Origin of the sequence: Paraburkholderia sp. J12 (assembly GCF_905220215.1) — a bacterium.
GTDB lineage: Bacteria > Pseudomonadota > Gammaproteobacteria > Burkholderiales > Burkholderiaceae > Paraburkholderia.
On the sequence record NZ_CAJMZC010000026.1, the window covers coordinates 1 to 25,251 of the forward strand.

Annotated in this window: 25 protein-coding genes; 12 read left to right on the top strand and 13 right to left on the bottom strand. The window is 64.7% G+C overall.

The window, feature by feature from the left end; genetic code table 11:
• Positions 1 to 264 precede the first annotated feature (264 nt).
• From U5760_RS30420 to U5760_RS30450, 7 genes are all read right to left on the bottom strand, one after another.
• Positions 265 to 819, bottom strand: a complete 555-nt coding sequence (locus tag U5760_RS30420; protein ID WP_322016013.1) for a phosphonate degradation HD-domain oxygenase — start codon at positions 817 to 819, stop codon at positions 265 to 267.
• Between the two features lie 78 nt (positions 820 to 897).
• Positions 898 to 1,509 carry a GntR family transcriptional regulator gene (locus U5760_RS30425; protein ID WP_322016046.1) on the bottom strand — a complete coding sequence of 204 codons (612 nt, stop codon included), beginning with the start codon at positions 1,507 to 1,509 and terminating at the stop codon, positions 898 to 900.
• A 94-nt stretch (positions 1,510 to 1,603) separates the two neighbouring features.
• A complete protein-coding gene (phnV, locus tag U5760_RS30430) occupies positions 1,604 to 2,467 on the bottom strand; it encodes a 2-aminoethylphosphonate ABC transport system, membrane component PhnV (protein WP_322016014.1) in 864 nt (287 codons plus the stop codon).
• Positions 2,457 to 3,371, bottom strand: coding sequence for a 2-aminoethylphosphonate ABC transporter permease subunit (locus U5760_RS30435; RefSeq protein WP_322016015.1), 915 nt, complete (start codon positions 3,369 to 3,371; stop codon positions 2,457 to 2,459). The genes phnV and U5760_RS30435 overlap by 11 nt, the downstream gene beginning before the upstream one ends.
• Positions 3,349 to 4,458 (bottom strand): 2-aminoethylphosphonate ABC transport system ATP-binding subunit PhnT, encoded by a 1,110-nt coding sequence (gene phnT / locus U5760_RS30440; RefSeq protein ID WP_415914208.1) that lies wholly within the window; start codon positions 4,456 to 4,458, stop codon positions 3,349 to 3,351. Before phnT ends, U5760_RS30435 begins: the two co-directional genes overlap by 23 nt.
• A gap of 124 nt (positions 4,459 to 4,582) precedes the next feature.
• Positions 4,583 to 5,668 carry a 2-aminoethylphosphonate ABC transporter substrate-binding protein gene (gene phnS, locus U5760_RS30445; protein ID WP_322016017.1) on the bottom strand — a complete coding sequence of 362 codons (1,086 nt, stop codon included), beginning with the start codon at positions 5,666 to 5,668 and terminating at the stop codon, positions 4,583 to 4,585.
• Positions 5,669 to 6,123: 455 nt separating this feature from the next.
• Positions 6,124 to 6,879, bottom strand: a complete 756-nt coding sequence (locus U5760_RS30450) for a DeoR/GlpR family DNA-binding transcription regulator (RefSeq protein ID WP_322016018.1) — start codon at positions 6,877 to 6,879, stop codon at positions 6,124 to 6,126.
• A 155-nt stretch (positions 6,880 to 7,034) separates the two neighbouring features.
• On the opposite strand from U5760_RS30450, the gene U5760_RS30455 reads away from it, so the two are divergent.
• Entirely contained in the window at positions 7,035 to 8,627 is a 1,593-nt protein-coding gene (locus U5760_RS30455; protein ID WP_322016019.1) for an ABC1 kinase family protein, read from the top strand.
• A gap of 116 nt (positions 8,628 to 8,743) precedes the next feature.
• Complete coding sequence (locus U5760_RS30460; RefSeq protein WP_322016020.1) at positions 8,744 to 9,685, top strand: DMT family transporter; 942 nt, start codon at positions 8,744 to 8,746, stop codon at positions 9,683 to 9,685.
• Here the strand turns inward: U5760_RS30460 and U5760_RS30465 are convergent.
• On the bottom strand, positions 9,673 to 10,797 hold the full coding sequence (locus tag U5760_RS30465; protein ID WP_322016047.1) for a L,D-transpeptidase: 1,125 nt from the start codon (positions 10,795 to 10,797) through the stop codon (positions 9,673 to 9,675). The genes U5760_RS30460 and U5760_RS30465 overlap by 13 nt on opposite strands.
• A gap of 282 nt (positions 10,798 to 11,079) precedes the next feature.
• Here U5760_RS30465 and nadE point away from each other — a divergent pair, with 282 nt between their 5' ends.
• Complete coding sequence (nadE, locus tag U5760_RS30470) at positions 11,080 to 11,934, top strand: ammonia-dependent NAD(+) synthetase (RefSeq protein ID WP_322016021.1); 855 nt, start codon at positions 11,080 to 11,082, stop codon at positions 11,932 to 11,934.
• Positions 11,935 to 11,952: 18 nt separating this feature from the next.
• Here the strand turns inward: nadE and U5760_RS30475 are convergent, their stop codons facing one another.
• Together U5760_RS30475 and U5760_RS30480 are read right to left on the bottom strand one after the other, a co-directional pair.
• Positions 11,953 to 12,216 carry an RNA-binding protein gene (locus U5760_RS30475; RefSeq protein ID WP_322016022.1) on the bottom strand — a complete coding sequence of 88 codons (264 nt, stop codon included), beginning with the start codon at positions 12,214 to 12,216 and terminating at the stop codon, positions 11,953 to 11,955.
• Positions 12,217 to 12,523: 307 nt separating this feature from the next.
• Positions 12,524 to 13,063 (bottom strand): hypothetical protein, encoded by a 540-nt coding sequence (locus U5760_RS30480; RefSeq protein ID WP_322016023.1) that lies wholly within the window; start codon positions 13,061 to 13,063, stop codon positions 12,524 to 12,526.
• A 421-nt stretch (positions 13,064 to 13,484) separates the two neighbouring features.
• Between U5760_RS30480 and U5760_RS30485 the strand changes: the two genes are divergently transcribed.
• Complete coding sequence (locus U5760_RS30485) at positions 13,485 to 14,000, top strand: DUF1993 domain-containing protein (protein ID WP_322016025.1); 516 nt, start codon at positions 13,485 to 13,487, stop codon at positions 13,998 to 14,000.
• A 48-nt stretch (positions 14,001 to 14,048) separates the two neighbouring features.
• Here the strand turns inward: U5760_RS30485 and U5760_RS30490 are convergent, their stop codons facing one another.
• The gene (locus U5760_RS30490; protein ID WP_322016026.1) at positions 14,049 to 14,675 is read right to left on the bottom strand and encodes a LysE family translocator; all 627 of its coding nucleotides are present in this window, start codon (positions 14,673 to 14,675) and stop codon (positions 14,049 to 14,051) included.
• 137 nt (positions 14,676 to 14,812) lie between these two features.
• Here U5760_RS30490 and U5760_RS30495 point away from each other — a divergent pair, with 137 nt between their 5' ends.
• A complete protein-coding gene (locus tag U5760_RS30495; protein WP_322016027.1) occupies positions 14,813 to 15,277 on the top strand; it encodes an Lrp/AsnC family transcriptional regulator in 465 nt (154 codons plus the stop codon).
• A 72-nt stretch (positions 15,278 to 15,349) separates the two neighbouring features.
• Positions 15,350 to 15,583, top strand: coding sequence for a hypothetical protein (locus U5760_RS30500; protein ID WP_322016028.1), 234 nt, complete (start codon positions 15,350 to 15,352; stop codon positions 15,581 to 15,583).
• A gap of 52 nt (positions 15,584 to 15,635) precedes the next feature.
• Here the strand turns inward: U5760_RS30500 and U5760_RS30505 are convergent, their stop codons facing one another.
• Positions 15,636 to 16,811: a pyridoxal phosphate-dependent aminotransferase gene (locus U5760_RS30505; protein WP_322016029.1), complete on the bottom strand. Its 1,176-nt coding sequence runs from the start codon at positions 16,809 to 16,811 to the stop codon at positions 15,636 to 15,638.
• A gap of 399 nt (positions 16,812 to 17,210) precedes the next feature.
• On the opposite strand from U5760_RS30505, the gene U5760_RS30510 reads away from it, so the two are divergent.
• The gene (locus tag U5760_RS30510; RefSeq protein ID WP_322016030.1) at positions 17,211 to 17,903 is read left to right on the top strand and encodes an NnrU family protein; all 693 of its coding nucleotides are present in this window, start codon (positions 17,211 to 17,213) and stop codon (positions 17,901 to 17,903) included.
• Positions 17,904 to 18,026: 123 nt separating this feature from the next.
• Here the strand turns inward: U5760_RS30510 and U5760_RS30515 are convergent, their stop codons facing one another.
• Entirely contained in the window at positions 18,027 to 18,935 is a 909-nt protein-coding gene (locus U5760_RS30515; RefSeq protein WP_322016031.1) for a LysR family transcriptional regulator, read from the bottom strand.
• A 139-nt stretch (positions 18,936 to 19,074) separates the two neighbouring features.
• Between U5760_RS30515 and metE the strand changes: the two genes are divergently transcribed.
• From metE to U5760_RS30540, 5 genes are all read left to right on the top strand, one after another.
• Entirely contained in the window at positions 19,075 to 21,369 is a 2,295-nt protein-coding gene (gene metE, locus U5760_RS30520; protein WP_322016032.1) for a 5-methyltetrahydropteroyltriglutamate--homocysteine S-methyltransferase, read from the top strand.
• 138 nt (positions 21,370 to 21,507) lie between these two features.
• Positions 21,508 to 22,179, top strand: a complete 672-nt coding sequence (locus tag U5760_RS30525) for an epoxyqueuosine reductase QueH (RefSeq protein ID WP_322016033.1) — start codon at positions 21,508 to 21,510, stop codon at positions 22,177 to 22,179.
• Between the two features lie 269 nt (positions 22,180 to 22,448).
• A complete protein-coding gene (locus U5760_RS30530; RefSeq protein ID WP_322016048.1) occupies positions 22,449 to 23,432 on the top strand; it encodes a DUF1852 domain-containing protein in 984 nt (327 codons plus the stop codon).
• Positions 23,433 to 23,459: 27 nt separating this feature from the next.
• Entirely contained in the window at positions 23,460 to 24,488 is a 1,029-nt protein-coding gene (locus U5760_RS30535; RefSeq protein WP_322016034.1) for a methionine synthase, read from the top strand.
• 248 nt (positions 24,489 to 24,736) lie between these two features.
• Positions 24,737 to 25,246: a flavin reductase family protein gene (locus U5760_RS30540; protein WP_322016035.1), complete on the top strand. Its 510-nt coding sequence runs from the start codon at positions 24,737 to 24,739 to the stop codon at positions 25,244 to 25,246.
• The last annotated feature ends 5 nt before the right edge of the window (positions 25,247 to 25,251 follow it).

Here is a 25,251-nt window from a genome sequence, read left to right on the forward strand (position 1 = left end):
AAGACTACCGGGCGATCTGTCAACAGGTTTTTTTACTTCGTTCAACCTGCCGCCTGACTTCCACTTCCCCGCAGACTCAAGCCCCACAAGGTTTCCCGGGGGGCTTCCCGTCTCCCCGCGCTCTCAAGGAAAGCGCGAAAGACCGGCATTCTAGAGACCCGTTCCCATTCCTGCAAGCGGTTTTTTTGACAAAGGCGGATCAGGCGCCGAACGGAGCCCAGGAGAGGCGTCGATCCGGCAAGCCGGATCGACGTAAATCCACGTTCAGCCGTGACGCAGCATCACGCGCTCGACAATATGCAGGTAGTGATTGAGGTCAGGCGTCGGCTTGCCTTCCACTTTCGCGAGATCGTCCCAGCGGCGCAGGCGCACCGCGTCCTCGGCGAACGGGCGCTGCGCAAACTCGCGGGCCTGTTCGTCGTCGAAGATGCCGCCCTGAAGTTCAAGACTGCGGACCGAATCCGCAGAGAGGCGCCCGAAATAGGCTTCGTCGGTCGCGCACAGGTAGCGTTTCGCATCCACATGGAGCTTGATCGGCTCCAGCACGCTGTCCGGCAGCACCGGGCGCAGGAACGGCAGCGCGTAGTACTGGTGGAGGTCGTCGATACCGCGCGCGGTCGGTGTCTCGCCCTGACGATTCAGCAGGTGCCCCAGGTCGTGGAGGAATGCCGCCGCCACCAGTTCCTCGCTCGCGCCCTCTTCTTCCGCCAATGCGCCGCTTTGCAGCGCATGCTCCAGTTGCGTCACGGGCTCGCCGCTGTACGCAACCGCGCCGAAGCTGTCGAACAGCCCCTTGATATCCGCCAGACTCAGTGCCATCCCTTCCTGCTCCTTATTTCAAAGCGAAGCACGCGCGCCTCCGCTTCCTGCCCCAACCATCGCAGCACACACGCTGCGTCAGATTCCGTGCTCGCGCATCAGCGCGGCCGCCTCGTCGGCGTCGCGCGAGGCCAGCGCATTGAGAATCGCGCGGCACGCTCCATACGATACGTCCATCGCATCCAGTTCGGGCTGCCCCGCCCCTGCGAGACGCAGTTCGCTCACGCAGCGCCGCCAGGCCTCGTGCAGCTTGCCGTTGCCCGCAGCCGCCATCAGCGCGTCGCGAAACGCTTCGCGCGCCTGTGCGCAGCCGTCGCGATCTGCCGCGGCCAGCGCGTCGCGCATCGCATCCAGCTTCTCGCGCAGCACCGCCACCTGGGCGGCATCGATCTGCACCGCCAGCATCCGGCACGCCGCCTCTTCGAGCACTGCGCGCAGCACGCCCAGCTCTGCCGCCTCGGCGCCCGAGACGCTGCGCACGAACACGCCGCGATGCTTTTCGTTGCGCACGAGCCCCGCCTGCTCCAGAGCCCGGAACGCCTCGCGCACCGGCCCCCGCGAGACCTGCAGGCGCGCGGCCCAGTCCGCTTCGTTCAGCTTGTCGCCCGGCGCAAGCAAACCCGCCGCGATGCGTCGCTCGATCTCGTCGCGCACCAGTCCGGTCAGCGAATGCTGGCGCACGAGCGCGATCGGCGTAACGGCTTCGTGGCCGCTCGCCGTCGTGCCGTGCGCGTCTTCGGCGACGTGCCGGCCGCCCAAAGCGGCCGGCACGCGCACCCTGGCTTCAGTCGACACGACGCTTGGGCGCCTGGGCCGCGATCAGCAGCAGCGCGAACAGCGAGACGACGAGGAGGATCAGCGAGAGCGCCGACGCCGGCAGGTAATAGCCGCGCTCGACGGCGCCCACCACGACGATCGGCACCGTGGCGAAGCCCGGCGGGTACACCGTGAGCGTCGCGCCCAGTTCGCCGAGCGAAAGCGCAAAGCCCAGCGCCAGACTCGCACGGATAGCCGGCACGAGCTGGGGCAGCACCACGCGGCGCAGCACCATCGAGGGCGGCGCACCGAGGCTCGCCGCCGCTTCGCGCAGGACGGTCAGCTCGGGCCGCAGCGCGGCCGACGCGCAGCGGTAGCAGAACGGCAGCACCAGCGCGAGCTGCACCAGCACGACGATCGCAGCCGAGCCGGACAGATCGAGCGGCGCCTTGTGATAGGCGATCAGCACCGCGAGACCGAGCACGACGCTCGGCACGCCATTGGGCACCATTGCGAGCGTGTCGACCACGGCACCGAGGCCGCGACGGTCGCGCCCTTCGAGTGCGAGCGCGAGCCACAGGCCGAGCGCCGTGCCGAGCACCGCCACGCCGAAGCCGATTTCGAAGCTCGTGACGAGCGCGTCGAAGTCGCTCGAACCGAGGCGTTCGAACCAGCGCATGCTGTAGCCGTCGGGCAGGATCGTGCCGGACCAGTGCGACGCGACGCTCGACAGCGCCACGACGATCACGGGCAGCACGAACAGCCAGAAACAGACCAGTGCGGCGAGACCGAGCAGCACGCCGCTCGCGATACGCGCGGCGAGACTGCGCTCGACCGGGCGCGCGCGCGGGTGCAGCGGCGGCAGCGCGATGCGATCGGGATTAGCGGCCATTGCGAGCGCCTCCTTGAGTGCGGCGGTTCACGCGCCGGTACAACGCATAGAGCGAAAGCGACATCGCGAGCATCACGACGGCGCCGGCGGCGGCGGTCGGCAAGTCGAGATCGACGGTTGCCGAGCTGTAGATCGCCACGGGCAGCGTAACGAGGTGTGCGCTGCCGAGCACGAGCAGAATGCCGAACTCGTTGAACGTCAGCAGGAAACACAGGATCGTGCCGGCTGCGATACCGGGCCACGCGAGCGGCAGGATCACGCGGGCGGCGACCATCCACGTATTCGCGCCGAGGCTGCGGGCGGCTTCGATCAGGCGCATGTCGAGGAGCGCGAACGCGGCAAGCGTCGGGCGCACGACGAACGGCGCGTAGAACACCACTTCCGCGAGAATCACGCCGCCCATGCCGAACAGAAAGTCGAGCGGCGGCGCCTGCAGGTGGAAGAGCCGTTGCAGCGCGATGCTCACCGAGCCCTGCGAGCCGTACAGGAAGATCAGCGTGAACGCGACGAGAAACGACGGGAACGCCACGAACAGTTCGAGAAAGCGCGTGACGAGCCGCGCGCCCGGGAACGGCTTGAAAAACAGGATCGCGGCCAGCGCCACGCCGAGCACGGAAGCAAGACCCGCGCTCACGCACAGGATCCACAGCGTCGTGCCGATCACGCCGCGCGAGTCGGGATTGCCGAAGAACGTCGTGTAGGCGCCGAAGCTCAGGCCGTGCGCGCCGGTCAGGCTCAGCAGCAAGAGGCGCACCAGCGGATAAACGACGATCGGCCCGAGCACGAACACGAGCAGGAAGGCGATGTGCCACTGCGCGCGGCGCTCGCGACGGCGCACGGCGGCCGCGTGCGCGTCGGCGCCCGCCAGCGGGAGCGCGGAATCAGGGGTGGATAAGGACGACATCTTCCGCCTCGTAACGCAGGGACACGCGCATGCCTTTTTCCGGCGTCATGCCGTGGCCGCGTTGCAGGGTGACGAGCACCGGTTCGTTCGGCATCGCGTCGAGCACGACCGACACGGAGAGCACCGAGCCGTACCATTCGACCGATTCGATCGTGCCGTGCAGCGCGCCCTCGCCGAGCGGCACGATGCGCAGACTTTCCGGGCGCAGGCAGGCGAGCTTGTCGCGCACGTCGTGGCGCGCGTCGCCCACCGGGAACACAACGTTCGGCGGCAGCAGGTTCGCCGCGCCCAGATAGCGCGCGACATAGGCGTCGTTCGGCGCGTCGTAGAGTTCCTGCGGCGTGCCGAGCTGGGCGATGTGGCCGTCGCGCATGAGCAGCGTGCGGTCGGAGAGCACCAGCGCGTCGTCCTGATCGTGCGTCACGCAGACGATCGTGAGATCGGGCAGGCGCTCGTGCAGCGCCTTGAGCTCGGAGCGCACCGAAGCGCGCAGATTGGCGTCGAGCGCCGAGAGCGGCTCGTCGAGCAGCAGCACGTCCGGCTCGATCACGAGCGCGCGCGCGAGCGCCACGCGCTGCTGCATGCCGCCCGAGAGCTGAGCGGGCATGACGTGGCCCGCGTCGCCGAGCTGCACGAGCTTGAGCGCGTCGGCCACGCGCCGCGCGATATCGCGCGACGGCACACCGCGCGCCTTGAGCCCGAACGCGACGTTCTCGAACACCGAGAGGTGCGGGAACAGCGCGTAGCTCTGAAAGAGGAGACCCAGGTTACGCCGGTGCGGCGGCACGTGGGTCAGGTCGCGGCCCGCTACGTGGAGCGAACCGGCGAGTCCATCGGCTTCGATGAACCCGGCGATGAAACGCAGCAGCGTGGTCTTGCCACAGCCGCTGCGACCGAGCACGGTCAGCAGTTCGCCGCGGCGGATCGTGAGCGACAGATCGTCGAGGACGGTGCGGGTGCCGAAACGGACGCTCAGATGGTCGATCTGCACACCCGCGGCGCCCGCGGTTTCCGTGGCGCCCGTGATGCCGGACACATCCGGCAGGGCGCGGGCCATGCCGGCCGGCGAGAGGCTTGCGGTATTCACCGGGTTCATCTCCTGTCGACCCGGGTTAGCGCTTCAGCGCCGCCCCGGGTCCTATGCAAAACTGTCGACCGGAACAAGCGCTTCAGCCCTTGCCCCGGTCCTGTACCAGGCAAAACTCAAACGCTTATTGCGGCTTGACGACTTCGGTTTCCTTGCCCGATGCGCCGATCACGTCGTTCTTCCAGCGCGTCGTCCAGTCGGCCTTCTTCGCCATCACCTGGTTCCAGTCCACCGGAATCAGCTTCACGCCGGCGATCGCCTGCTTGACCGCTTCGCCGTTCTTGCCCGTGAGCGCCACGTCCGTGCGGGCCGGGATGCCGAAGATATCCGGCACCTTCGACTGCACCTCCTTCGACATCAGGTAGTCGACCAGCTTCTTGCCTTCCGCCTGGTTCGGGCCGTTCTTGATCAGGCCGATCGCGTACGGCAGCTGGAACGTGGTGGGATGGCCGCCGGCATCGGCTGCGAGGAAGATCGGCTTGAGCGAGAGGCCGCCGTTGGCTGCGTCGTCGAGATCCATCTGCAGGTCGCCGTTGGCCACCGCGATTTCGTTGCGCGAGAGCAGCACGTCGAGGTAGCCCGTGCCCTTCGTGTGGAACTTGGCGCTCTGCTCGAGCTTCTTCAGGTAGTCGAACGCCTTGTCTTCGCCCATCAGCGAGGTCGTGAGGATGATCACGGCCATGCCGTCGCCCGCCGTGGCCGGATTCGAGTACGCGACCTTGCCCGCGTAATCCGGCTGCAGAAGGTCAGCGAACGTCTTCGGCTGGGTCTTCACGACGTCCGGGTTGATCGCGAACGAGAAGTAGTTGTTCACGAACGTGGCCCACGAGCCGTCGGCCGCCTTGGCGATCCCCGGCACGTTCTTGTAGTTCACGCTCTGGTACGGCTGCAGCAGGCCGCTTTGCTGGGCTTGCTGGATGAACGGCGGCAGCGTCACGAGGACGTCGGCCTTCGGCGAATCCTTCTCGACGTTGGCGCGGTTCACCACTTCGCCACTGCCCGCCGTCACGATGTTCACCTTGACGCCTTCCTTCTTCTCGAAGGCCGGCAGCACGTCGCGGTAGAGATTTTCGAGGCCGTCAGCGGTATAGAGCACGACTGCGTCGGCAGCGTGGGCGCTCAGCGCAAAGCCTTCCAGCATCATCGCGGCGGCCAGCATCGGCAGCAGCTTGCGTGCGAAACCCGCGCGATGGGAATTCGTGTGGTTCATGTCACTCTCCGAAGGCAAAAACCAGGTTGCTCGGGGATACCCGATGCATGTGTGATCGAACGTCGGCGGCTGACCATGCCGCCTGCTTTGCCCATCCGGTGCCGGCCACGGATTGCAGATTGTCTGCAATCCTCCGGTTGCGGCCTAAAAACGAGGGCTCGCACGAGGCGCGGGGATGCGGTCCGCCTGGCGTGCCAGCCCCGTCTGAACGGGCACCGGAAGAATCACAGATTTCCGTGACAGTGCCGTGACGATTGTGGCAAACACCAGAAAATTCCACAATTCGCCAAAAAAAACCATAACGCCGGGCGCAGACAAACAGCGCGTCTAAACAGTTTTATACGAAGATGGAGAAGGTGGCGTGGCAATGCCATGAACCGCGAGAACACGCGGCAAACCGTAACGGAAAGCCGCAGCGGCGGGCTCCGGGCCGAAGTCCGGGCCGCACCGCCGCGTCAGGCGACCAGCAGCTCCGGCCCGCGGGCCGCAATGGCGCGCGCCACCGACTTTTCGGGCGCGAGCTCGGTGATGACGTAGCGCGCGCGCTCGAAGCCGTTGATGCGCACGGGCGTCACGCGCCCGAACTTCGAATGGTCGGCCACGACGATCGCGCAGCCCGTGGCGAGCAGCATGCGGCTGCGCACCTCGGCCACCATACGCGAGTAGTCGGTCAGCCAGCCATCGAGGCTGATGCCGCCCGCGCCGACGAAGGCGTAGTCGGCATGGTACTGGCCGAGCTGCTGCACGGTGTCGAGGCCGAAGGTGGCCTCCTCCTGGTCGGAGAGCTCGCCGCCCAGCAGCGTCACGCGGTTCTCGTTGCGGCGCCCGAGCAGGAGCGCGATGCGCCAGTCGTTCGTATAGACGGTCAGCCGGTGGCGGTCGGTGAGCGCGCGCGCCACGGCGTGCGTCGTGCTGCCCGAATCGATAATGACCGAGGCGCCGTCGGGCACGAACTCGGCAGCCCGCTCGCCGATGGCGCGCTTCGCGCTCGCGTTCGCGGCTTCGCGCGTGTCGAGGTCGGGCTCGCGACGGTCGCCGGATAGCGCGCCGCCGTGGGTCGTGATGAGCAGGCCGCGCGCGGCGAGCGTATTGAGGTCGCGCCGGATGGTCTCGCGCGACACGTGCAGCTCGCGCACGAGCTCGGCCACCGAGAGCGCGCCATTCCGGTTCACTTGCGAGAGGATGTATTGATGACGTTGTTCTGCGAGCATCTCGATGAGCGCCGGGCGCGGGTGAATTCGGAAAGGCCGCCGTATTGTATTACGTGCGGCCATCGTTATTGGTGTGGCCAGCCGACCCGCATCCCTGCTACTCTCGCCAGTGCCGCGCCTCGCGTGCGGCATGGATCTGGTAGACGGCTGCATCGATGCGTTCAACATTCCGACAACTCCGGCTCCTCTTTTGTGCGCTGCGTTACGGCGTCAGGCTGCTCTGGCTCGCGGCGCCCGAACACCACAAGCTGCACTGGCTCCTCACGCTCGCCTCGCGCCTGCGCGACGACGAGCGCTTCGCATCGAGCCTGCACGGCGCGCTGCCCCGGCTCGCGCCGGTTGCCGCAGCATTCGCGCAGGTGCTCGGCGAGCGGCCCGAACTCGCCGCGACGACGCTGCACGACGCCATCGATGCGCTGGAGCGCCTCGAAACGCCGCTCGCGCCCGATGCGCTCGAACATGCCTTGCACGCCGCGCTCGGCAAGCCGCCGAAGACGCTGCTCTCCTGGATCGCCCCTGAGCCCTGCCACCACGGCTGGTGCGAGCAGACGCACATCGCGCGTCTCGCGCTGCCCGTGAACGGCCACCAGATGGTGACGCTGCGCGTGCTGCGCACCGACCACACCGAAGCCGTGGACGACGAAGCCGCGCTCCTGTGCAACGTCGCGCGCTGGGTGGAGCGCTTCTCGCCCTCGGCGCGCAAGCTGCAACTGCGCAAGCTCGCGCTGGCGCTGCGCGAGGACCTGCAGCGCCGCTTCGATCTGCGCGCGCAGGCTGCCAATCTGAGTCAGGCGGGCCACCATCTCGCCGACAACCCGCGCATCGTCGTCCCCGACGTGATCTGGGACCTGTGCACGCCGCACACGCTCGCGGTCCAGCATATCGACACCGTGCCCGCCAACGATCTGGTCGGGCTCGCCGAGCATCGCATCAACGTGACGCGGGTGGCCGCGCATCTGATCGAAGTGGTCACGCAGCAGGCGTTCGAGCACGGCTTCTTCCACGCTGCCCTCGACGCGCGGCGCGTGGCCGTCAGCGTGGAGCCGGACACGCACGGGCGCCTCGTGCTGGCCGCCTCGGCGCTGATGACGAGCCTTTCCTCGCCCGAGCGCGAGTTCTTCGTGCACGGCGCCACGGCGCTCTTCCAGCAGGACTACGGGCGCCTTGCCGCGCTGCATCACGCCGCCGGCAATGTGCCAGGGCATGCGCGCACCGAGCAGATCGAAGCCGAGCTGCGCACGCGCAGCGAAGCGCACTTCGCCGACGACGCCGATACCCGCAGCGCAGGCGCGCTGTTCCATCAGCTGCTGCACGCGGTGCAGCCGTTCGGCGGCGACGTGTCGCCGCGGCTCGTGGCGGCGCAGCGCGCGTTCGGCCAGGCGGAAGAGCTCGCGCGTACGATCCATCCCGGCGTCGACGCCTGGAGCATTGCCGAGCGCACGCTGGCTGGCATCGCGCAGCGCGACCTCGATCATCGCGGCTGGATCCGGCGGCTTTCGCAGGAGCTGCCTCATCTGGCCCAGGTGGCGCCGCGCGTACCGCAACTGCTCTTCCATTTCCTGCAACGCCATGCCGGGGTGCAGCACGGCCATCCTGCCGGGGCCGCCGCCGCGCCACACGGTGGCGGTCACGCCGGCAACCTCGTCGAGGCGCTGCGCCGCGAGCACCGGCGCACGCGCACCCTGTTGATTGCCTGCGGGGTGTGCGGCGTGGTGCTGGGCGCCACGGCGATGTGGCTCGGCCACTGAGCGTTCGCCCCTCAGTGCAGTCCTGAACAAGACCGGCCCCAGCCGGCGCGCGATACTGCGGGCCTCTCATCCCACGTCAATGGCGTGTGCCCGAGGCCCAGCCGCAACCCATACCGATGCTTGCCACTTTTGCCCCCGCCCTCTTCGTCGTCCTGTGGTCAACGGGATTCGTCGTCGCACGCGCCATCGCGCCCTACGCCGCCCCCAACCTGTTCCTGCTCGCCCGCTTCGCCGGTACCGCGCTCCTGTTCGCGGCCGTCGCGCTGATCGCACGCGCGCCCTGGCCGCGCGGACGCGAGTTCGGCAAGCACCTTTTCGCGGGCGCGTTGCTGCAAGGGATCTATCTGGGCGCAGGGTATTGGGCCGTCGCGCAAGGGCTGAGCGCTGGCGTCATGGCGCTGCTCGGCGCGCTCCAGCCGCTTCTCACCGCCGCGTTCGCTGCGCGGCTCTTCGGCGAGCGGCTTTCCGCGCGCCGCTGGACCGGGATGGCGCTCGGTCTCGCCGGTGTCGTGCTCGTGCTCATGCCGAAGCTCCAGGCGGCGCTCCATGGCACGCACGCGCCGGGCCACGCGAATCCGCTGCTGGTGGTGATCGTTGCGGTGGCGGCGGTCGGCTCGATCACGGCCGGCACGCTTTATCAGAAGACCTCGCTCGCCCAGGCCGATATCCGCTCGGCCAGCGCCGTGCAGAACGCGGGCGCGGCGCTCGTGGCCGCGCTGCTCGCCGCGGTGCTGGGCGAGACGCGCTGGATCGCCGCGGCCACGCTCTGGGTATCGCTCGCGTGGGGGATCGTGATGCTGTCCGGCGCGGGTGTGACGCTGTTGGTGTGGATGGTCCGCCACGGCGACGCCGCACGCGCCACCGTACTGCTCTTTCTCGCGCCGCCGCTCGCGGCGCTCGAAAGCTGGCTGCTGTTTGGCGAGACGCTGGCCCCGGTGCAGATCGCCGGCTTCGGTGTGGCGCTGGCCGGCGTGCTGCTCGCGCGGCGCGCATCGGCGGCCCATGCGCCGGGGGCGCCGCGGACGCCCGCCAAGCCCTCTCGCCGTCAGTCGGCCTGATCGCCGCCGGCCGGCACCTTCGCGCGCGCCTTGCTGCCGGGCGCAGGCGACCAGGCGGGGCGCGTCTTGCGCTCCGAATCGATCACGACGATGAAGCGTCCCGCCCACGGCGTAGCCTGCCGGTCCGACTTGAGCACCCAAAGCGACTTGCCGGACGCGACGAGCGCTTCGTATTCGGCGTCGATGATGCCGTTGTGGTCGATGAACGCATTCAGCGAGGCCGGAATCCGCACGCAGCCTTTCGAATGGCGGATGCCAAGAAGCGGCTCGAGCCGGTCGGGGTCGGTCGCGTGCATCTGGAAGCGCATCTGCGAATAGCCGCCCTTGCCCCAGCCGCGTTCGCCGTTCACCCAGCCCAGATCGTAAATGCGCATGTCGCGCTTGCCGTAGCCGCGTATGCCGTTCTCGTTCATCGTGCCTTCCGCCCGGAAGTCCATGTTGTCGGGCGTGTGTTCGAAGACGCCGAGCGGCGTGAAGAAGTGGTCGAATTCGCCGGGCCGCCCGGTCGCGACCGGCGACGCGCCGATCATCTGCCAGGGCTGCTGCGGCAGGGCGCGGAAGTAGATGAAGAGCGCCTGAACGTTCGCATCGCGATCCACGAGGATGACGTATTCGCCCGCCAGCTCGCCCAGGTTTTCCGCTTCGAGCGCAGCCTGGAGGCGCTCGCCATAGGCGCGCTGATCCGCGGGCGGCACGTGCAGGCGGCGCGTGACCTCGCGCGCGAAGACGGCGCGCATCTCGAGGGCGCTATGCGTTTCCTCGGCGGCTTGCTCGGGCGTGAGGGCGGGATGCTCGGGCAGCGCGAGCACCTTGGGCTCCGATGCGCCCGTGGCGGCGGATGCCGCCGAAGCGGCCGATGGCGTTGCCGACGAGGCGGCCGATGCTGCAGCAGCCGATGCCGTACTGCCGGAGACGGCCGAAGCCGCTGACGCATGCGTAACCGACGAAGCAGCTGCCGGACTCGAGGCCGCCGTCGCATGCACGGCCCCGGATGCCACATGTACAGCCGAAGCCGGAACGGCATCGGCGGCCGATGCGGGGTTCGCCGCCCACGCGGCGCACAGGGCGAGACACAGCGCGCGGCCGGCGCGCAGCAAGGGCCGGCGCGCCATGCCATGATGGAAGCCATGCAAGGTGCCGCCCCGTACGGCCGTCTGCGCGCCCGCGCCCGATCGATACGAAAAGCGACGCGAATGGATGTTGTTCATCGTAAGTCCGACCTGGTCATGTGCATTGTTTGTCGGGAAGGGTCGAGACAGTCGCGGGCCGCGCAAGCGACCGTCCTGTGCCAGACAGGGCCCGGACACGCGATTGCTCCGCCATTAAACCAGACAATGCGCCGAGCACCCGTCTGCGCCGCGCACCTCCCGCAGAGCCCATGCCACGGAGAAGCGATGGAAACGACCCGCCCCGACACCCGCCAGCCCGCCATTGCCGCAGAGCTGGGCGTGACGCCTCACTTCGACAGCGACGCCGAAATCGCGCGCCGCATCGATTTCCTGTGCGCACACCTGCGCGCGAGCGGCTTGCGGGCGCTCGTGCTCGGCATCAGCGGCGGCGTCGATTCCTCGGTGGCGGGCTGGCTCGCTCAACGGGCCGTGGAGCGATTGCGCAACGAAGGCCACGCGGCGCGCTTCATCGCAATGCGCCTGCCCTACGGCGTGCAGCACGACGAAGCCGACGCCCAGGCGGCCCTCGCCTTCGTGCGCGCGGACGAGACACTCACCGTCGACATCCGCCCCGCCGCCGACGCGATGCTCGCCTCGTTGCAAGCCGGCGGCCTCGCCTTCGATCACGCGGCGCACCAGGACTTCGTGCTCGGCAACGTGAAAGCGCGGCAGCGCATGATCGCGCAGTACGCGGTGGCCGGCGCGCGATCGGGACTCGTGATCGGCACGGACCACGCGGCGGAATCGCTGATGGGGTTCTTCACGAAATTCGGCGATGGCGGCGCGGACGTGCTCCCGCTCGCGGGACTGACCAAGCGCCGGGTGCGCGCGCTGGCGCTTGCCTTAGGGGCGCCCGAGCGGCTCGTCAACAAGACGCCGACCGCCGATCTGGAGACACTGCGCCCGCAGCACCCGGACGAGGCCGCCTACGGCGTGACCTACGAGGAAATCGACGACTTTCTGGAAGGCAAGCCGGTGAGCACGGCGGCGCGCGCCACGATCCTGCGCTTTTACGAAGCCACCCATCACAAGCGCGCGCTGCCGTACGTGCCGGCGACCGGGCGCAGCACGACGGCGTGAAGATGAAACTCAGGGAAGTTACGACTGAGGCGCCTCGCCGTCGAACGGCATGGCGCTGACCTGGAGCGGCACGCCGGCCAGGTGGCGGCCTTGCAGCTCGCGGGCGACGGCCTCGGCGACATAGGGCACGTCGGCGTGCAGTTCGATATCGGCGTGCGCGTTGGGCGTACCGACGTCATAGACGGTCACGTCCTTCGCGTAGTGTCCCAGTTCGCGCTTGAAGAAATCGCACACTTCCTGCTCGCTGCAGGTCTCGGGAACATTCCAGACGGTGATGTGCATGGCAGGCTACCGGGGATCGTTGCCGCAATTAGCAAATTAGTACCGGACTTAACTAGTCATTACCGCGGATAACGCGTGCGGTTCGCGCGAACGCGAACCGGTTGCAGGCTGGCACGCGAACGCGCGCGAGTCCACGCCACCTGACCGAGCAACGCTGCGACAGCGAGCAGCAAAACGGTGGACGCGATCATTTCACCTCTCCTTCTTTTTGACTGGTCTCAGCATAGTCTTAATTCGTGACCGCTGCGCTGCGACATATTGACTTCGAGCCGACGTACGCAATCGATATACCCGCGCGACCGGCCGGTCAGGAACCGTCGTCGCTCGCCGCCGTGAGATCGGCCGCGGCGCTCGCGCCGCAGGCCATGCGGGTCAGCCGGCCGTACTCGCGCACCCAGTCGCCGGCAATCGCGGCCTGAGCCTCGGCCAGCGTCATCTGGCCCGCGCACACGCAGCGCTTGAGCCGCACGGTCAAAAGCGCCTTGCGACGCTCGCCGCTGTGCCCGCCCCACGGGAGCAGATCGTAGTTCGCGGCCGCATCCGGCGAGCCGCCGAGCACGATCGGCACGCGCCGGTCGAGCGCATAGTCCACGCCGTCGTCGGCGTCGATGCCGCGCTGCGCGAGCAGCCGGTCCTTCAGTGCCATGGCCTGGTCGAACGGCGGCGCGACGGTGTCGGCATAACCCGGGCGGCAAATCGTTTCGCTCACCGACTGCTGGGTCACGCGCGAATCGAGCAACTGCGGATCCTGCGCGGCGGCACTGAGGTGATACAGCGCGCCGGCCGCGGCGAGCACGAGCGGGGCGATGCGCCGCGCACGCGCGGGACGAGCCAGAACCGCTGCCATGCGACGCGCGATGCGGCGTCTTTCTGCCTTTTCTGCGTTCATGGGTAGGCGCACCACGGGATGCGATGCGAAATGGATGGTCTACGCCGGATTATTAAAACACATCCGAAATTCGTCGTGGCGTTTGGCGTCCCTTTTAATGGCTTCCGGCCATCCGGCCGGCTTGTTTCTTTCACAGGGAAAACCTGGTGCGCACCCCTGTCACGCTCGCGACATATTTCTCGAGTTTTCATTGGCATACGGGAATTTTGATTCGGAATGCCAGGAAATTCCGGGTGAGGCCACCTGATGGCGACGAGGCAGGATCTCGCCGCATCGGCCATTCGGCCAATGGCGGCAGCCCGACCGATAGCGCATAATGAGCCGCCAGTCAGCGCCCGTCCGGGCGCGGCTCGCTCATTCGAAGAAACGAGGAATTCCCATGTCCATCACTATGTACCAGGCCTCGGTGCCCGTTCTGATCCGCGGCCTCGCCAATCTGCAAACCATTATCGGCAAGGCCCAGGCGCACGCCGCCGAAAAGCAGATCGACCCGTCCGTGTTCACCGGCGCGCGGCTCTTCCCCGACATGCTGCCGCTCACGCGCCAGATCCATATCGCCACGGATACCGCCAAGGGATGCGCCGCACGTCTCGCGGCAGTGGAAGCGCCGAAGTTCGAAGATGTCGAAGTGACGTTCGACGAACTGCATGCGCGCGTGCAGAAGACCATCGACTATCTGAAGACGTTCAAGCCCGAGCAGATCGACGGCTCGGAAGAGCGCAGCATCACGCTCAAGATGCGCACCGGCCCGATCGAGTTCAGCGGCGTGAACTATCTGCTCGCGTTCGTGCTGCCGAACTTCTACTTCCATATCACCACGGCTTACGACATCCTGCGCCACAACGGCGTCGAGCTCGGCAAGCTCGACTACCTCGGCCGCCCGTCGAACGGCTAAGCAACTTCCGCGTTATGCGCGGCGGCATCGCGCCGCCGCGCATCGCCCTCAGTCCAGCGACAAACGCACGGCGAACGCCACCAGCACCGAAGAGAACGCCCACTTCTGCAAGGTCTGCGCAAGCGGATGCCTGCGCAGCCACACGGCGATGCGCGCGGCGCCCAGCACATAAAGCGTGTCGAAGAGCCCGCATACGATCACGAGCAGCACGCCCAGTTGCAGCACCTGCAGCCACACCGAACCCATCTGCGGCTGGATGAACTGCGGCAGCAGCACGGAGCAGAACAGCAGCGCCTTGGGGTTGAGCAGATTCGTGAGGAGGCCCTTGGCGAAGTCCGCGCGGCGCGAGTGCGCAACGGCGGTGCCGCCGTCCTCCGGCAGCACGAAGGCCGGCGCCCGGAAAATCTGCACGGCAATCCAGGTGAGATAGAGCGCGCCCACGTAGCGCACCGCCTCGTAGAGCCACGGCGCATTGTGCAGCAGCGCCGCGAGACCGCAGGCCGACAGCGTGACGTGCGTCGCCCGCGCGATGCCGAGGCCGGCCGCCGCCGCAAAACCGCTTCTCGTCCCGCGGCTCATGCTGGTCTGCATCACGAGCGCCATGTCCGCGCCGGGCAAAGCGCTGACGATAACCAGGGCGACAACGAACATGAGCAGCAGGTGGGCGGAAATCATGATGACCTCGTGTGAAAGAGGCTCTATGTTGCCGTCAACCATGGAGCGATTTCTGGCGATTTTCGTCTGCAACCCTCCCATTTTTAGCGCAATGCCCTAAAATTTCCTTTCCGACAAAGGAAACCCTCTCACGCCGTATGAACGACCTCGACAAACTGGACCGCGCGATCCTCGCCGCGCTGCAAACGGACGCTCGCATCTCGAACGCGCGGCTCGCCGAGAAGGTCGGCCTGAGCGAAACGCCGTGCGCACGCCGCCTCAAACGGCTGGAGCAGGAAGGCTATATCGAGCGCTACCGGGCCGTGCTCTCGCGCCGGGCGCTCGGTTATGGCGTGGTGGCCTATGTCTATGTGCGCTTTGCCGTGCACGAACGCGCGCTCGCGGACCGCTTCGAGCGCGAAATCTGCGCGATCGAGCGTATCCTTTCGTGCCATAACGTGTCCGGAACGGCGGATTACATCCTCCAGGTCGTCGCACGCGATCTGGACGATTACGGCACCTTCATGCGCGACCAGCTGCGCGGCCTGCCGGGCGTGACCGCTGTGGAGTCGGCCATGTCGCTGCGCGAGGTGAAGGCCGAAAGCGGCCTGCCCGTGCCTTGATGCCTTGAGCGCGCAAAGCGCGCCCTACCCGAACCATTCCATGACGTTGCCCATTTTTCACCGGAGCTTTCGATGACCCCAGAACAGGCGCGAGCCGAAGAATCCCAGGCCATGGAGCGTGTCCTGACCGCCACCCAACGCGTCAAGACGGCGTTCACTGCGTTGCAGTCGCAATTCCCGCCGGCAGGCGACGGCCACCCGTCCCAGTTCGCGCTGACCGCGTTCGACGCGGCGTTGCAGGAACTCGAGGACGCCCAGGCCGCCTTCGACGAAATGCTCAACGACCTGCTGGACGGCGATCGCTGAAACAGTCGGGGCGCACCGCGGTTGCCCCTGTCGGTTGCCCTCGTCCTTATATTCAACCGGCGCGCTGCCGCGCGAAGGCCGCGATCCGCTCGCACGCCTCCACAAGCCGCGGCTCGTCGACCACAAAACCCAGCCGCACGTAGCCGCTGGCCGTCTCGCCGAACGCGCTCGCATCGAGCACCGAAACCTTCTGCGCCTTGAAGAGCTGCCAGGTGAACTCGTGCGTGTCGAGCCCGGTGTCGCGCACGTCGATCATCATGAACATGCCCGCCTCGGGCAAGAGGCAGCGCAGGCCCGGCACACCGTTCAGACGCTCGTATACGATGTCGCGCCGGCGCCGGTAGAGCTCGCGCATGTCGGCGGCAATCTGCGCGCGGTTCTCGAGCGCCGTGAGCGCCGCCTGCTGGATAAAACCTGGCAGTCCGTACAGCATGCACAGCGCCAGACGCCCGAAATGGCCGACCAGCGTTTCCGGCGCAATCGCCCAGCCCAGCCGCCAGCCCGCCATCGCGTGCGACTTCGAAAGGCTGCCCAGCGTGACAGTGCGCTCCGCCATGCCTTCGAGCGCGCCGATGCTCACGTGCTCGCGCTCGAATGTAAGGTCGGCATAGACCTCGTCGGAAACAACCCAGAGATCGTGCGCCTTGGCGATTTCGGCAATCCGCTCCAGGTCTTCGCGCGGCATCACGGCGCCGGTCGGATTGCAGGGCGTGGCAAAGAAGATCGCGCGCGTGCGCGGCGTGACGGCAGCGGCCAGCGCATCGCAGTCGAGATGAAAGCCGCGCGACGGATCGACCGGCACCGGCACGAGCGTCGCGCCCGACGCGCGGATCGCGGCCTCGTAGGTGAGGTACATCGGCTCGGGCACGAGCACCTCGTCGCCCGCTTCGCACAGGCATAGCGACGACACGAACACGCCGTTCTGCGCACCCGCGCAGAGCATCACGTTCTCCTTGCCGACCGCCCGCCCGCTGCTCTTCGCGTGCTCGCGCGCAATCGCCTCGCGCAGCGGCTCGCGGCCCATGATCGTCGTGTAGTGGGTGTCGCCCGCGCGCAGCGCCGCCACCGCGCGCTCCACGATCACCTCCGGCGTGCCGAAGTCGGGGTCGCCTACGCTCAGCACGATCACGTCTTCGCCGCGTGCCGCCGCCTGCTGGGCCGCATGATGGATCTCCCACGCCGTCGTGCGCCTGCCTTGCAGACGCTCGACCAGATTCGAATACTTCATCGCCCACGACTCCTTGTTCGCGCAGCGGGCCCGGGCCGCCGCGCCGTTTTGTTCAGATCTTTGTCCGGTCAGACATTGTGCCTCGGGAGGGCCGAAGCCCGCAAAGAGCGGGGGCAAAGGCGGGCGCCGGCGCATGGTTTGCGGCCGCCAGGCGCGGCACCAGGCGAACACCAGCATGCCGATCGGCGGAAAAAGCGCGGTGCAACGCGTGCTCGTGCCGCTGCGGGAGACGGTGCTGGCGTTGCTCAACATCGTCCCGGCGCGCGGCGCCGTTTCCCGTCGAACGCTCCCTCCAAAACGCGCGGAAAAGCGGCTGACGTTGCGCGAAGCAACCCAAGTCCACGTAAAGTGCAGGTACTTTTTGCCTCTGCCGAATAACAACTGCAAGGAGAGAGACCGATGGGAACGATCGACGCAGTCGTAGTGGCAGCCATTGCATTCGTGGGTAGCCATTTTCTTCTGTCGCATCCGCTGCGCAAGCCGTTGACCAGCGCGATCGGCGAAACGCCGTTTCTGGGTGTGTATTCGCTGGTAGCGTTTGCCACGCTCGGCTGGCTGATTGCTGCCTTCGTCAAGGCGCCGGTCACGACGCCGTTATGGCCGGCGGGCGATGTGGTCTGGGCGCTGGCCAGTGCGGTCATGCTGATTGCGGCGATCCTGCTGATGGGTTCGCTGATCCGCAACCCCGCGCTGCCCACGGGCGGGCGCCCTGCTCCGTTTCCGGATACCGCGCGCGGTGTGTACGCGGTCACACGGCATCCGATGATGTGGGCCTTTGCGTTGTGGGGGCTGTGTCATATCGCCGTGTATCCGGTGGCCAAAAACATCGTGCTGGCGGGGGCAATGATCGTTCTTGCGCTGGTCGGCGCGGCTTTGCAGGATCGCAAGAAGGAGCGGCTCGAACCCGAGCGCTGGCCCGAGTGGGAAGCGAAGACGAGTTATCTGCCCTTCGCGGCTATCGCCGCCGGGCGGGCCCGGCTGGGTGGGTTTGGAATGCATGCGCTGGCGGGTGGGCTCGTGGTCTGGCTGGTGGCGACCTGGGCGCATATTCCGCTGACCGGATGGCATGCGGGGATTTGGCGGTGGCTGTAGAAAGTAGTGGCGGGTGAGCGAACCGGGTATCGAAATCCGGCACTGGTGTGTGAGGCAAGGGATTGCCGACCCGCAACGGTCGTGATTCGCACAGGTGGCGATCCAGCGCTCAAGCACATCGGCTCATCGCCGTGGGCGTGCTGCCTGCCAGTTTGATTCCCGCGCGGAGTCGACGAACGAAGCAAGATAGTCGATCGCACCATCGGTCTCGCGCGTGCCGAGAAAAATCTGTTTGGCGATGCCTTCCTTGCCGAGCTTCACGCCGACGATCGGCATGCGGTCGGCGTACTCTTCGGCCAGCCACTTGGGCAATGCGGCCACGCCGCGGTTGCTGGCCACCATCTGCATCATGATGTCGGTGGTTTCGATCGTCTTGTGCCGGCGCGGCACCACGTCTGCCGGGCGCAGAAAATAGTTGTAGATGTCGAGCCGGTCCGTGTCCACCGGGTAGGTAATGAGCGTTTCCTCGATCAGCTGCTCCGGCTTCACGTAACGCACTTTGGCAAGCCGGTGCTCTTCGGCGACCACCAGTACCTGCTCGTAGTCGAACACCGGCTCGAAGCGCAGGCCCGGACGATTGAGCGGATCGGGCGTGACCAGCACGTCAATATCGTAGCCAATCAGCGCGCCGATGCCGCCGAACTGGAAACGCTGCTTCACATCGACATCGACGTCCGGCCAGCGCGTGAGATACGGCGACACGACCTTGAGCAGCCATTGATAGCAGGGCGCGCACTCCATGCCGATGCGCAGCGTGCCGCGCTCGCCCGCCGCATATTGTTTCATGCGCTCTTCGGCCAGCTCGAACTGGGGCAAAAGGCGCTCGGCGAGGGAAAGGAGATACTGGCCCGCCTGGGTCAGACGCAGGCTGCGGCCCTCGCGATCCCATATCGGCGTGCCGAGTTGCTGCTCGATCTTCTTGACCGTATGGCTCAACGCCGACTGCGTCAGAAAGAGCGACGCCGCGGCCGCGGTGAGCGAGCCCTGGCGGGCGACTTCACGCACGATGACTAGATGAACGCGTTCGAGCATGAGGCTGGGCTCCCGGCAAGCTGATGAAAAAATCTAATGAGAAGATGAAATAATGCCATTTTTCTTCATTGAAGAATAGCTCTATGATCGGCCCCACTCTGGATGGATTTCATCAATTCTCATAGGGATGGCAGCGGATATGGTCAGCACGCACAACCTCGGCTTTCCGCGCATCGGCGCTAAACGCGAACTGAAGTTCGGCCTCGAACGCTACTGGAAGGGCGAGAGCTCGCGCGACGAACTCAAGGCGCTGGGCGCCGAACTGCGCGCCCGTCACTGGGCGAACCAGAAGGATCTGGATCTGGCGCCCGTGGGCGATTTCGCGTTCTACGATCAGGTGCTCGACATGAGCTTCACGCTCGGCAACCTGCCGGCGCGCGTGCAGGGTTTCCATGGCGATGCGATCGACAACGCCTTCCGCGTGGCGCGTGGCCGCTCCGCAGCGGGTGCCGACGAGCACGCCGCCTGCTGCGGCGGCGTGGCAGCCGGCGAAATGACGAAGTGGTTCGATACCAACTACCACTACATCGTCCCCGAATTCACGGCCGATACACAGTTCAACCTCGACTTCTCGCGGCTCTCGGAACAGCTGAAGGAAGCGCAGGCGCAGGGCGTCAAGGCCAAGCCGGTCATCATCGGCCCGCTGACCTACCTGTGGCTCGGCAAGGCGAAGGACGATTCCGACAAGCTCGCGCTGCTGCCGCGCCTGATGGCCGTGTATCGCGCGCTCCTCAGCCATTTCAACGCGCTGGGCGTGGAGTGGGTGCAGATCGACGAGCCGATTCTCGTGACCGAACTCGAACCCGCGTGGCGCGAAGCGTTCGTGAGTGCGTATGAAGGGTTCGAGGTGCGTAGCGTCAAGCTGCTGCTCACGACGTACTTCGGCCAGCTCAAGGACAATCTCGAGTTCGCGTGCAGCCTGCCGGTGAACGGCCTGCATATCGATGCGATCAACGCCCGCGAAGAAGTGGCGCTGGCCGCGCAGAAGCTGCCCGCGCAGAGCGTCCTTTCGGTGGGCGCCATCAACGGCCGCAACATCTGGAAGACGGACCTGAACGCCGCGCTCGAATGGCTCGCACCGCTCGCGCAGCAACTGGGCGAGCGCCTCTGGATCGCGCCGTCGTGCTCGCTGCTGCACGTGCCAGTGGACCTCGCGAGCGAAGCGAAGCTCGACGCCGAAATCCGCTCGTGGCTCGCCTTCGCGCTGCAAAAGCTGGACGAAGTGAAGGTGCTCGCAACTGCGCTCAACGAAGGCCGCGAGAAAGTCGCCGCCGAACTGGACGCCAATGCCGCCGCCATCGCCGCGCGCCGCAGCTCGCCGCGCGTGAACAATCCGGCTGTGAAGGCCGCCATTGTGCGCATCGACGCTGCGCTCGGCAACCGCCAGCACGCCTATGCGGAGCGCGCGCCGAAGCAGTCGGCCATCCTGAACCTGCCCGCGTACCCGACCACGACGATCGGTTCGTTCCCGCAGACCGCCGACATCCGTCACGCACGCAGCGAATACAAGGCAGGCCGTCTCGACGACGCCGGCTACGAGGCCGCAATGCGCAAGGAAATCGGGCGCAGCGTGCGCGAACAGGAAGCGCTGGGTCTGGACGTGCTCGTGCACGGCGAAGCTGAGCGTAACGACATGGTCGAGTACTTCGGCGAGCAACTGGACGGCTACGCGTTCAGCCAGTTCGGCTGGGTGCAGTCGTATGGCTCGCGCTGCGTGAAGCCGCCTATCCTGTTCGGCGACATCAGCCGTCCGAAGGCGATGACGGTGGAGTGGATCACTTACGCCCAGTCGCTCACGAACAAGCCGATGAAGGGCATGCTCACGGGCCCGGTGACGATCCTGAACTGGTCGTTCGTGCGCGACGACCAGCCGCGCTCGGTGTCGTGCTACCAGCTTGCGCTGGCGATCCGCGAAGAAGTGCTGGACCTGGAGAAGGCCGGCGTGCACGTGATCCAGATCGACGAGGCCGCGCTGCGCGAAGGCCTGCCGCTGCGCCGCGCGCAGTGGGGCGAGTACCTGCGCTGGGCCGTGGAATCGTTCCGCATCACGGCGAACGGCGTGCAGGACGAAACGCAGATCCACACGCACATGTGCTATTCGGAGTTCAACGACATCATCGCGTCGATCGCCGACATGGACGCGGACGTCATCACGATCGAGACCTCGCGCTCGGATATGGAGCTGCTCGACGCGTTTGAAAACTTCAGGTATCCGAACGAGATCGGCCCGGGTGTGTATGACATTCACTCGCCGAACATCCCGACACAGGAGCACATCGTGCAACTGATGAAGAAGGCGGCTGAGCGTGTGCCGGCGGAGCGTCTGTGGGTGAACCCGGACTGTGGCCTGAAGACGCGCCAATGGGCGGAAGTGATTCCGGCACTGACCAATATGGTCGCGGCCGCGAAGGCGCTGCGCAGCCAGGCGCAATAAACGCGTAGCGCAAGCCGTATTCTGTGTCCCGGGCCGGCCCCGAGACACTTCAGTTAGCCCGCACGGGAATGCAGATCATATTTGAACGCATTGTGCGTGTTCGGGTAGCCGACGCGCAGTTTCATCGAAGGGGGTGCCATGACACAAATCAATGACCGCAAGCCGCTCCCATTGCCTGGCGGGCAGAACAAGGTGCTGCTGCACTCGTGCTGCGCCCCTTGCTCGGGCGAAGTGATGGAAGCCATGCAGGCGTCCGGCATCGACTTCACAATTTTCTTTTACAACCCGAATATCCATCCGCTGAAGGAATACGAATTACGCAAGCAGGAAAACATCCGGTTCGCAGAGAAATTCGGCATTCCGTTTGTCGATGCCGACTACGACCGCGACAACTGGTTTGAGCGTGCCAAGGGAATGGAAAACGAACCGGAGCGCGGCATCCGCTGCACCATGTGCTTCGATATGCGCTTTGAGCGCACGGCGCTGTATGCACATGAGCACGGCTTCCCTGTCATCACCAGTTCGTTGGGCATCTCGCGGTGGAAGAACATGCAACAGATCAACGATTGCGGTGTGCGTGCAGCCTCGCACTATCCCGGCATGCTGTATTGGGAATACAACTGGCGCAAAGGCGGCGGCTCGGCGCGCATGATCGAGATCAGCAAGCGAGAAAACTTCTACCAGCAAGAATATTGCGGCTGCGTCTATTCGCTCCGTGACACCAATCGGCATCGCCTGGAAAGCGGCCGGGAACGCATTCAGCTGGGCGTGAAGTTCTATGGCGACGATGACTCCGCAAGCGAGTCCTGAACACTCCCCATCGGTACGCAAATAAGCAGGCGGAGCGCTGAGGCGGTCAGATCCCGGAAGCAAGGAAGGCCCTTGGGACAGGCGCTCCCGAGCCATGAAAATTTCTAATTATTCCATGAGATCAATTCACTTTTTTTCATCAGTGAATCGACATAAAATTCAGTCTAAATGTCGACACCATGAAGACTGCTGAGTAGCCAATCAGAAAAGATTGCGAAACGCAGGAAATGGATGCCGACTCATCTCGGAAATTAGGGCGCCAGATCAAAATGAGCAAAGATTTTACATTTGCGATCAAAAGCATTTGTTTTGATGAAGACTATCACCCTTCAGACAATACGCGTATAACAACCAATTTTGCTAACCTGGCGAGAGGAACGAGTCGTCAGGAGAACTTGCGCAACACCTTCAGGATGATCGACAATCGTTTCAATGCCCTGGCGCATTGGGATAATCCTAAAGGCGATCGCTATACCGTCAAGCATGAGATCATTTCTGTTGAAATGAATGTTGATGGCGAAAGCAGCACGCATACGCTGCCCTTGATTGAAATATTGAAGACGAATATTGTCGATCAAAAAACCGGCGAGCGCATCGAGGGTATTGTAGGAAACAATTTTTCTTCTTACGTGCGAGATTATGACTTCAGCGTTCTGCTGCTGGAGCATAACAAGAACCAGTCTGAATTCAGCACGCCCGATGATTTCGGATCGCTGCATGGAAAGCTCTTCAAGAGCTTCGTGAATTCCAGCGCTTACCGTGCCAACTTCAAAAAGCAGCCGGTGATCTGCCTGAGCGTTTCGAGCAGCAAGACCTATCAACGGACGGCGAATCAGCATCCTGTTTTGGGTGTTGAATACCTGCAGGACGAATATTCGCTCACTGACGAATACTTCAAGAAAATGGGTTTGAAGGTTCGCTATTTCATGCCGCCGAATAGTGTCGCGCCTTTGGCTTTCTATTTTTCCGGCGACCTGATTGCTGACTACAGCAATCTCGAGCTGATCGGCACGATCAGCACGATGGATACCTTCCAGAAGATCTATCGGCCGGAAATCTACAATGCGAATTCTGCGGCAGGGGAATCCTATCAGCCCAGTTTGCAGCACCAGGATTTTTCCTTAACCCGAATTGTTTACGACCGGGAAGAGCGCAGCCGTCTGGCTATCGAGCAGGGCAAGTTTGCTGAAGAGCATTTCATCAAACCCTACCAGGCTGTTCTTCAGCAGTGGTCCGCTAACTACGCTCTCTAATCCATCAAAAACACAAGGTCATATACTGTGAAAAAATTGTTGCCCACTTCGACTGCTGGCAGCTTGCCGAAACCCTCCTGGCTGGCAGAACCCGAGAAGCTTTGGTCCCCGTGGAAGTTGCAGGACGAGGAACTGGTTGAGGGCAAACAGGATGCTTTGCTTTTGTCGCTGCAAGAACAACAACACGCAGGTATCGACATCGTCAGCGATGGCGAACAAACGCGTCAGCACTTTGTGACCACGTTTATCGAACACCTGGACGGTGTCGATTTCCAGAATCGCAAGACCGTCCGGATTCGCGATCGCTATGATGCAAGCGTACCGACGGTGGTAGGTGCTGTTGCTCGCAAAAAGCCGGTCTTTGTCGAAGACGCTAAATTCCTGCGTCAGCAAACGAATCAACCCATCAAGTGGGCGTTGCCTGGTCCCATGACGATGATCGATACGCTCCATGACGATCACTATAAAAGCCGCGAAAAGCTGGCTTGGGAATTCGCCAAAATCCTGAATCAGGAAGCCAGGGAGCTGGAAGCTGCCGGGGTCGATATTATTCAGTTTGATGAACCCGCATTCAATGTGTTCTTCGATGAGGTGAATGAGTGGGGCGTCGCCACGCTGGAGCGCGCCATCGAAGGGCTGAAGTGCGAAACCGCTGTCCATATCTGCTATGGCTATGGCATCAAGGCCAATACGGACTGGAAGAAGACGCTGGGGTCGGAGTGGCGCCAGTATGAAGAGGCGTTCCCCAAGCTGCAAAAGTCGAGTATCGGCATGGTCTCGCTGGAATGCCATAACTCTCACGTTCCGATGGAGCTCATCGAGCTGATTCGCGGCAAGAAAGTGATGGTGGGAGCCATTGACGTGGCTAGCGAAACCGTTGAAACGCCCGAGGAAGTCGCGGCTACCCTGCGAAAAGCGCTCCAGTTTGTCGATGCCGACAAGCTCTATCCTTGCACCAACTGTGGCATGGCGCCCCTGTCTCGTGCAATCGCGAAGGGCAAGCTGGAAGCCCTGAGTGCAGGCGCGGCAATCGTTCGCGGAGAACTCTCGAACTAACCCCGAGCCAGAGTCGGAGAGGGTGCTCGGGCGGATTGAAGGCGGCGTGGATTCCCCTGGACAGACTCCGCGAATCTGGCGGCATACGCCGCCCAGGTCGCCCGGGCATCAAGACGAAGCAAGGCCTGTTTCCGATTCCGATCAAGCCAGCAAGCGCAAGCAGGCCGCGCTGAAGTCAGCCAACACTACCTGACGACTTCAGGCCTTTCTTAACACTTTCGAGCTACACCTGGTATCCGGTGCCGACTATGTCACTTTCCAGTAATGCTATCGAGCCATTGAGCTTTCGTGAAGCGCTCGGGCACTACGCATCCGGTATTACGGTGATTACATCGCACGTTGATGGCGAACCGGTTGGCTTCACTTGCCAGTCGTTTTATAGCGTGTCGATGAGCCCGCCGCTGGTGTCATTCAGCGTAATGTCCAGCTCAGGCAGCTACCCCAGGATTCGCCGGGCAGGTCGTTTCGCGGTCAATATTTTGTCGGACGAGCAAGTCCGGATTTCCAACCAGTTCGCTCGGCGAGGCACGGACAAGTGGCACGGTGTCGAATGGCAGGAATCGCCGCTGGGTAATCCGGTCATTGCCGGCAGCCTTCACTGGCTTGATTGCGAAATTTACGCAGAACACGCGGCAGGTGATCACCTGATCGTGATTGGCGAAGTGAAAGCATTGCACATGCAAGAAACTGCTGTTGCGCAGCCATTGCTGTATTTCAAAGGGCGCTATCACAATATCGGCGTGCATAGCGCAGTTTGAGCGGT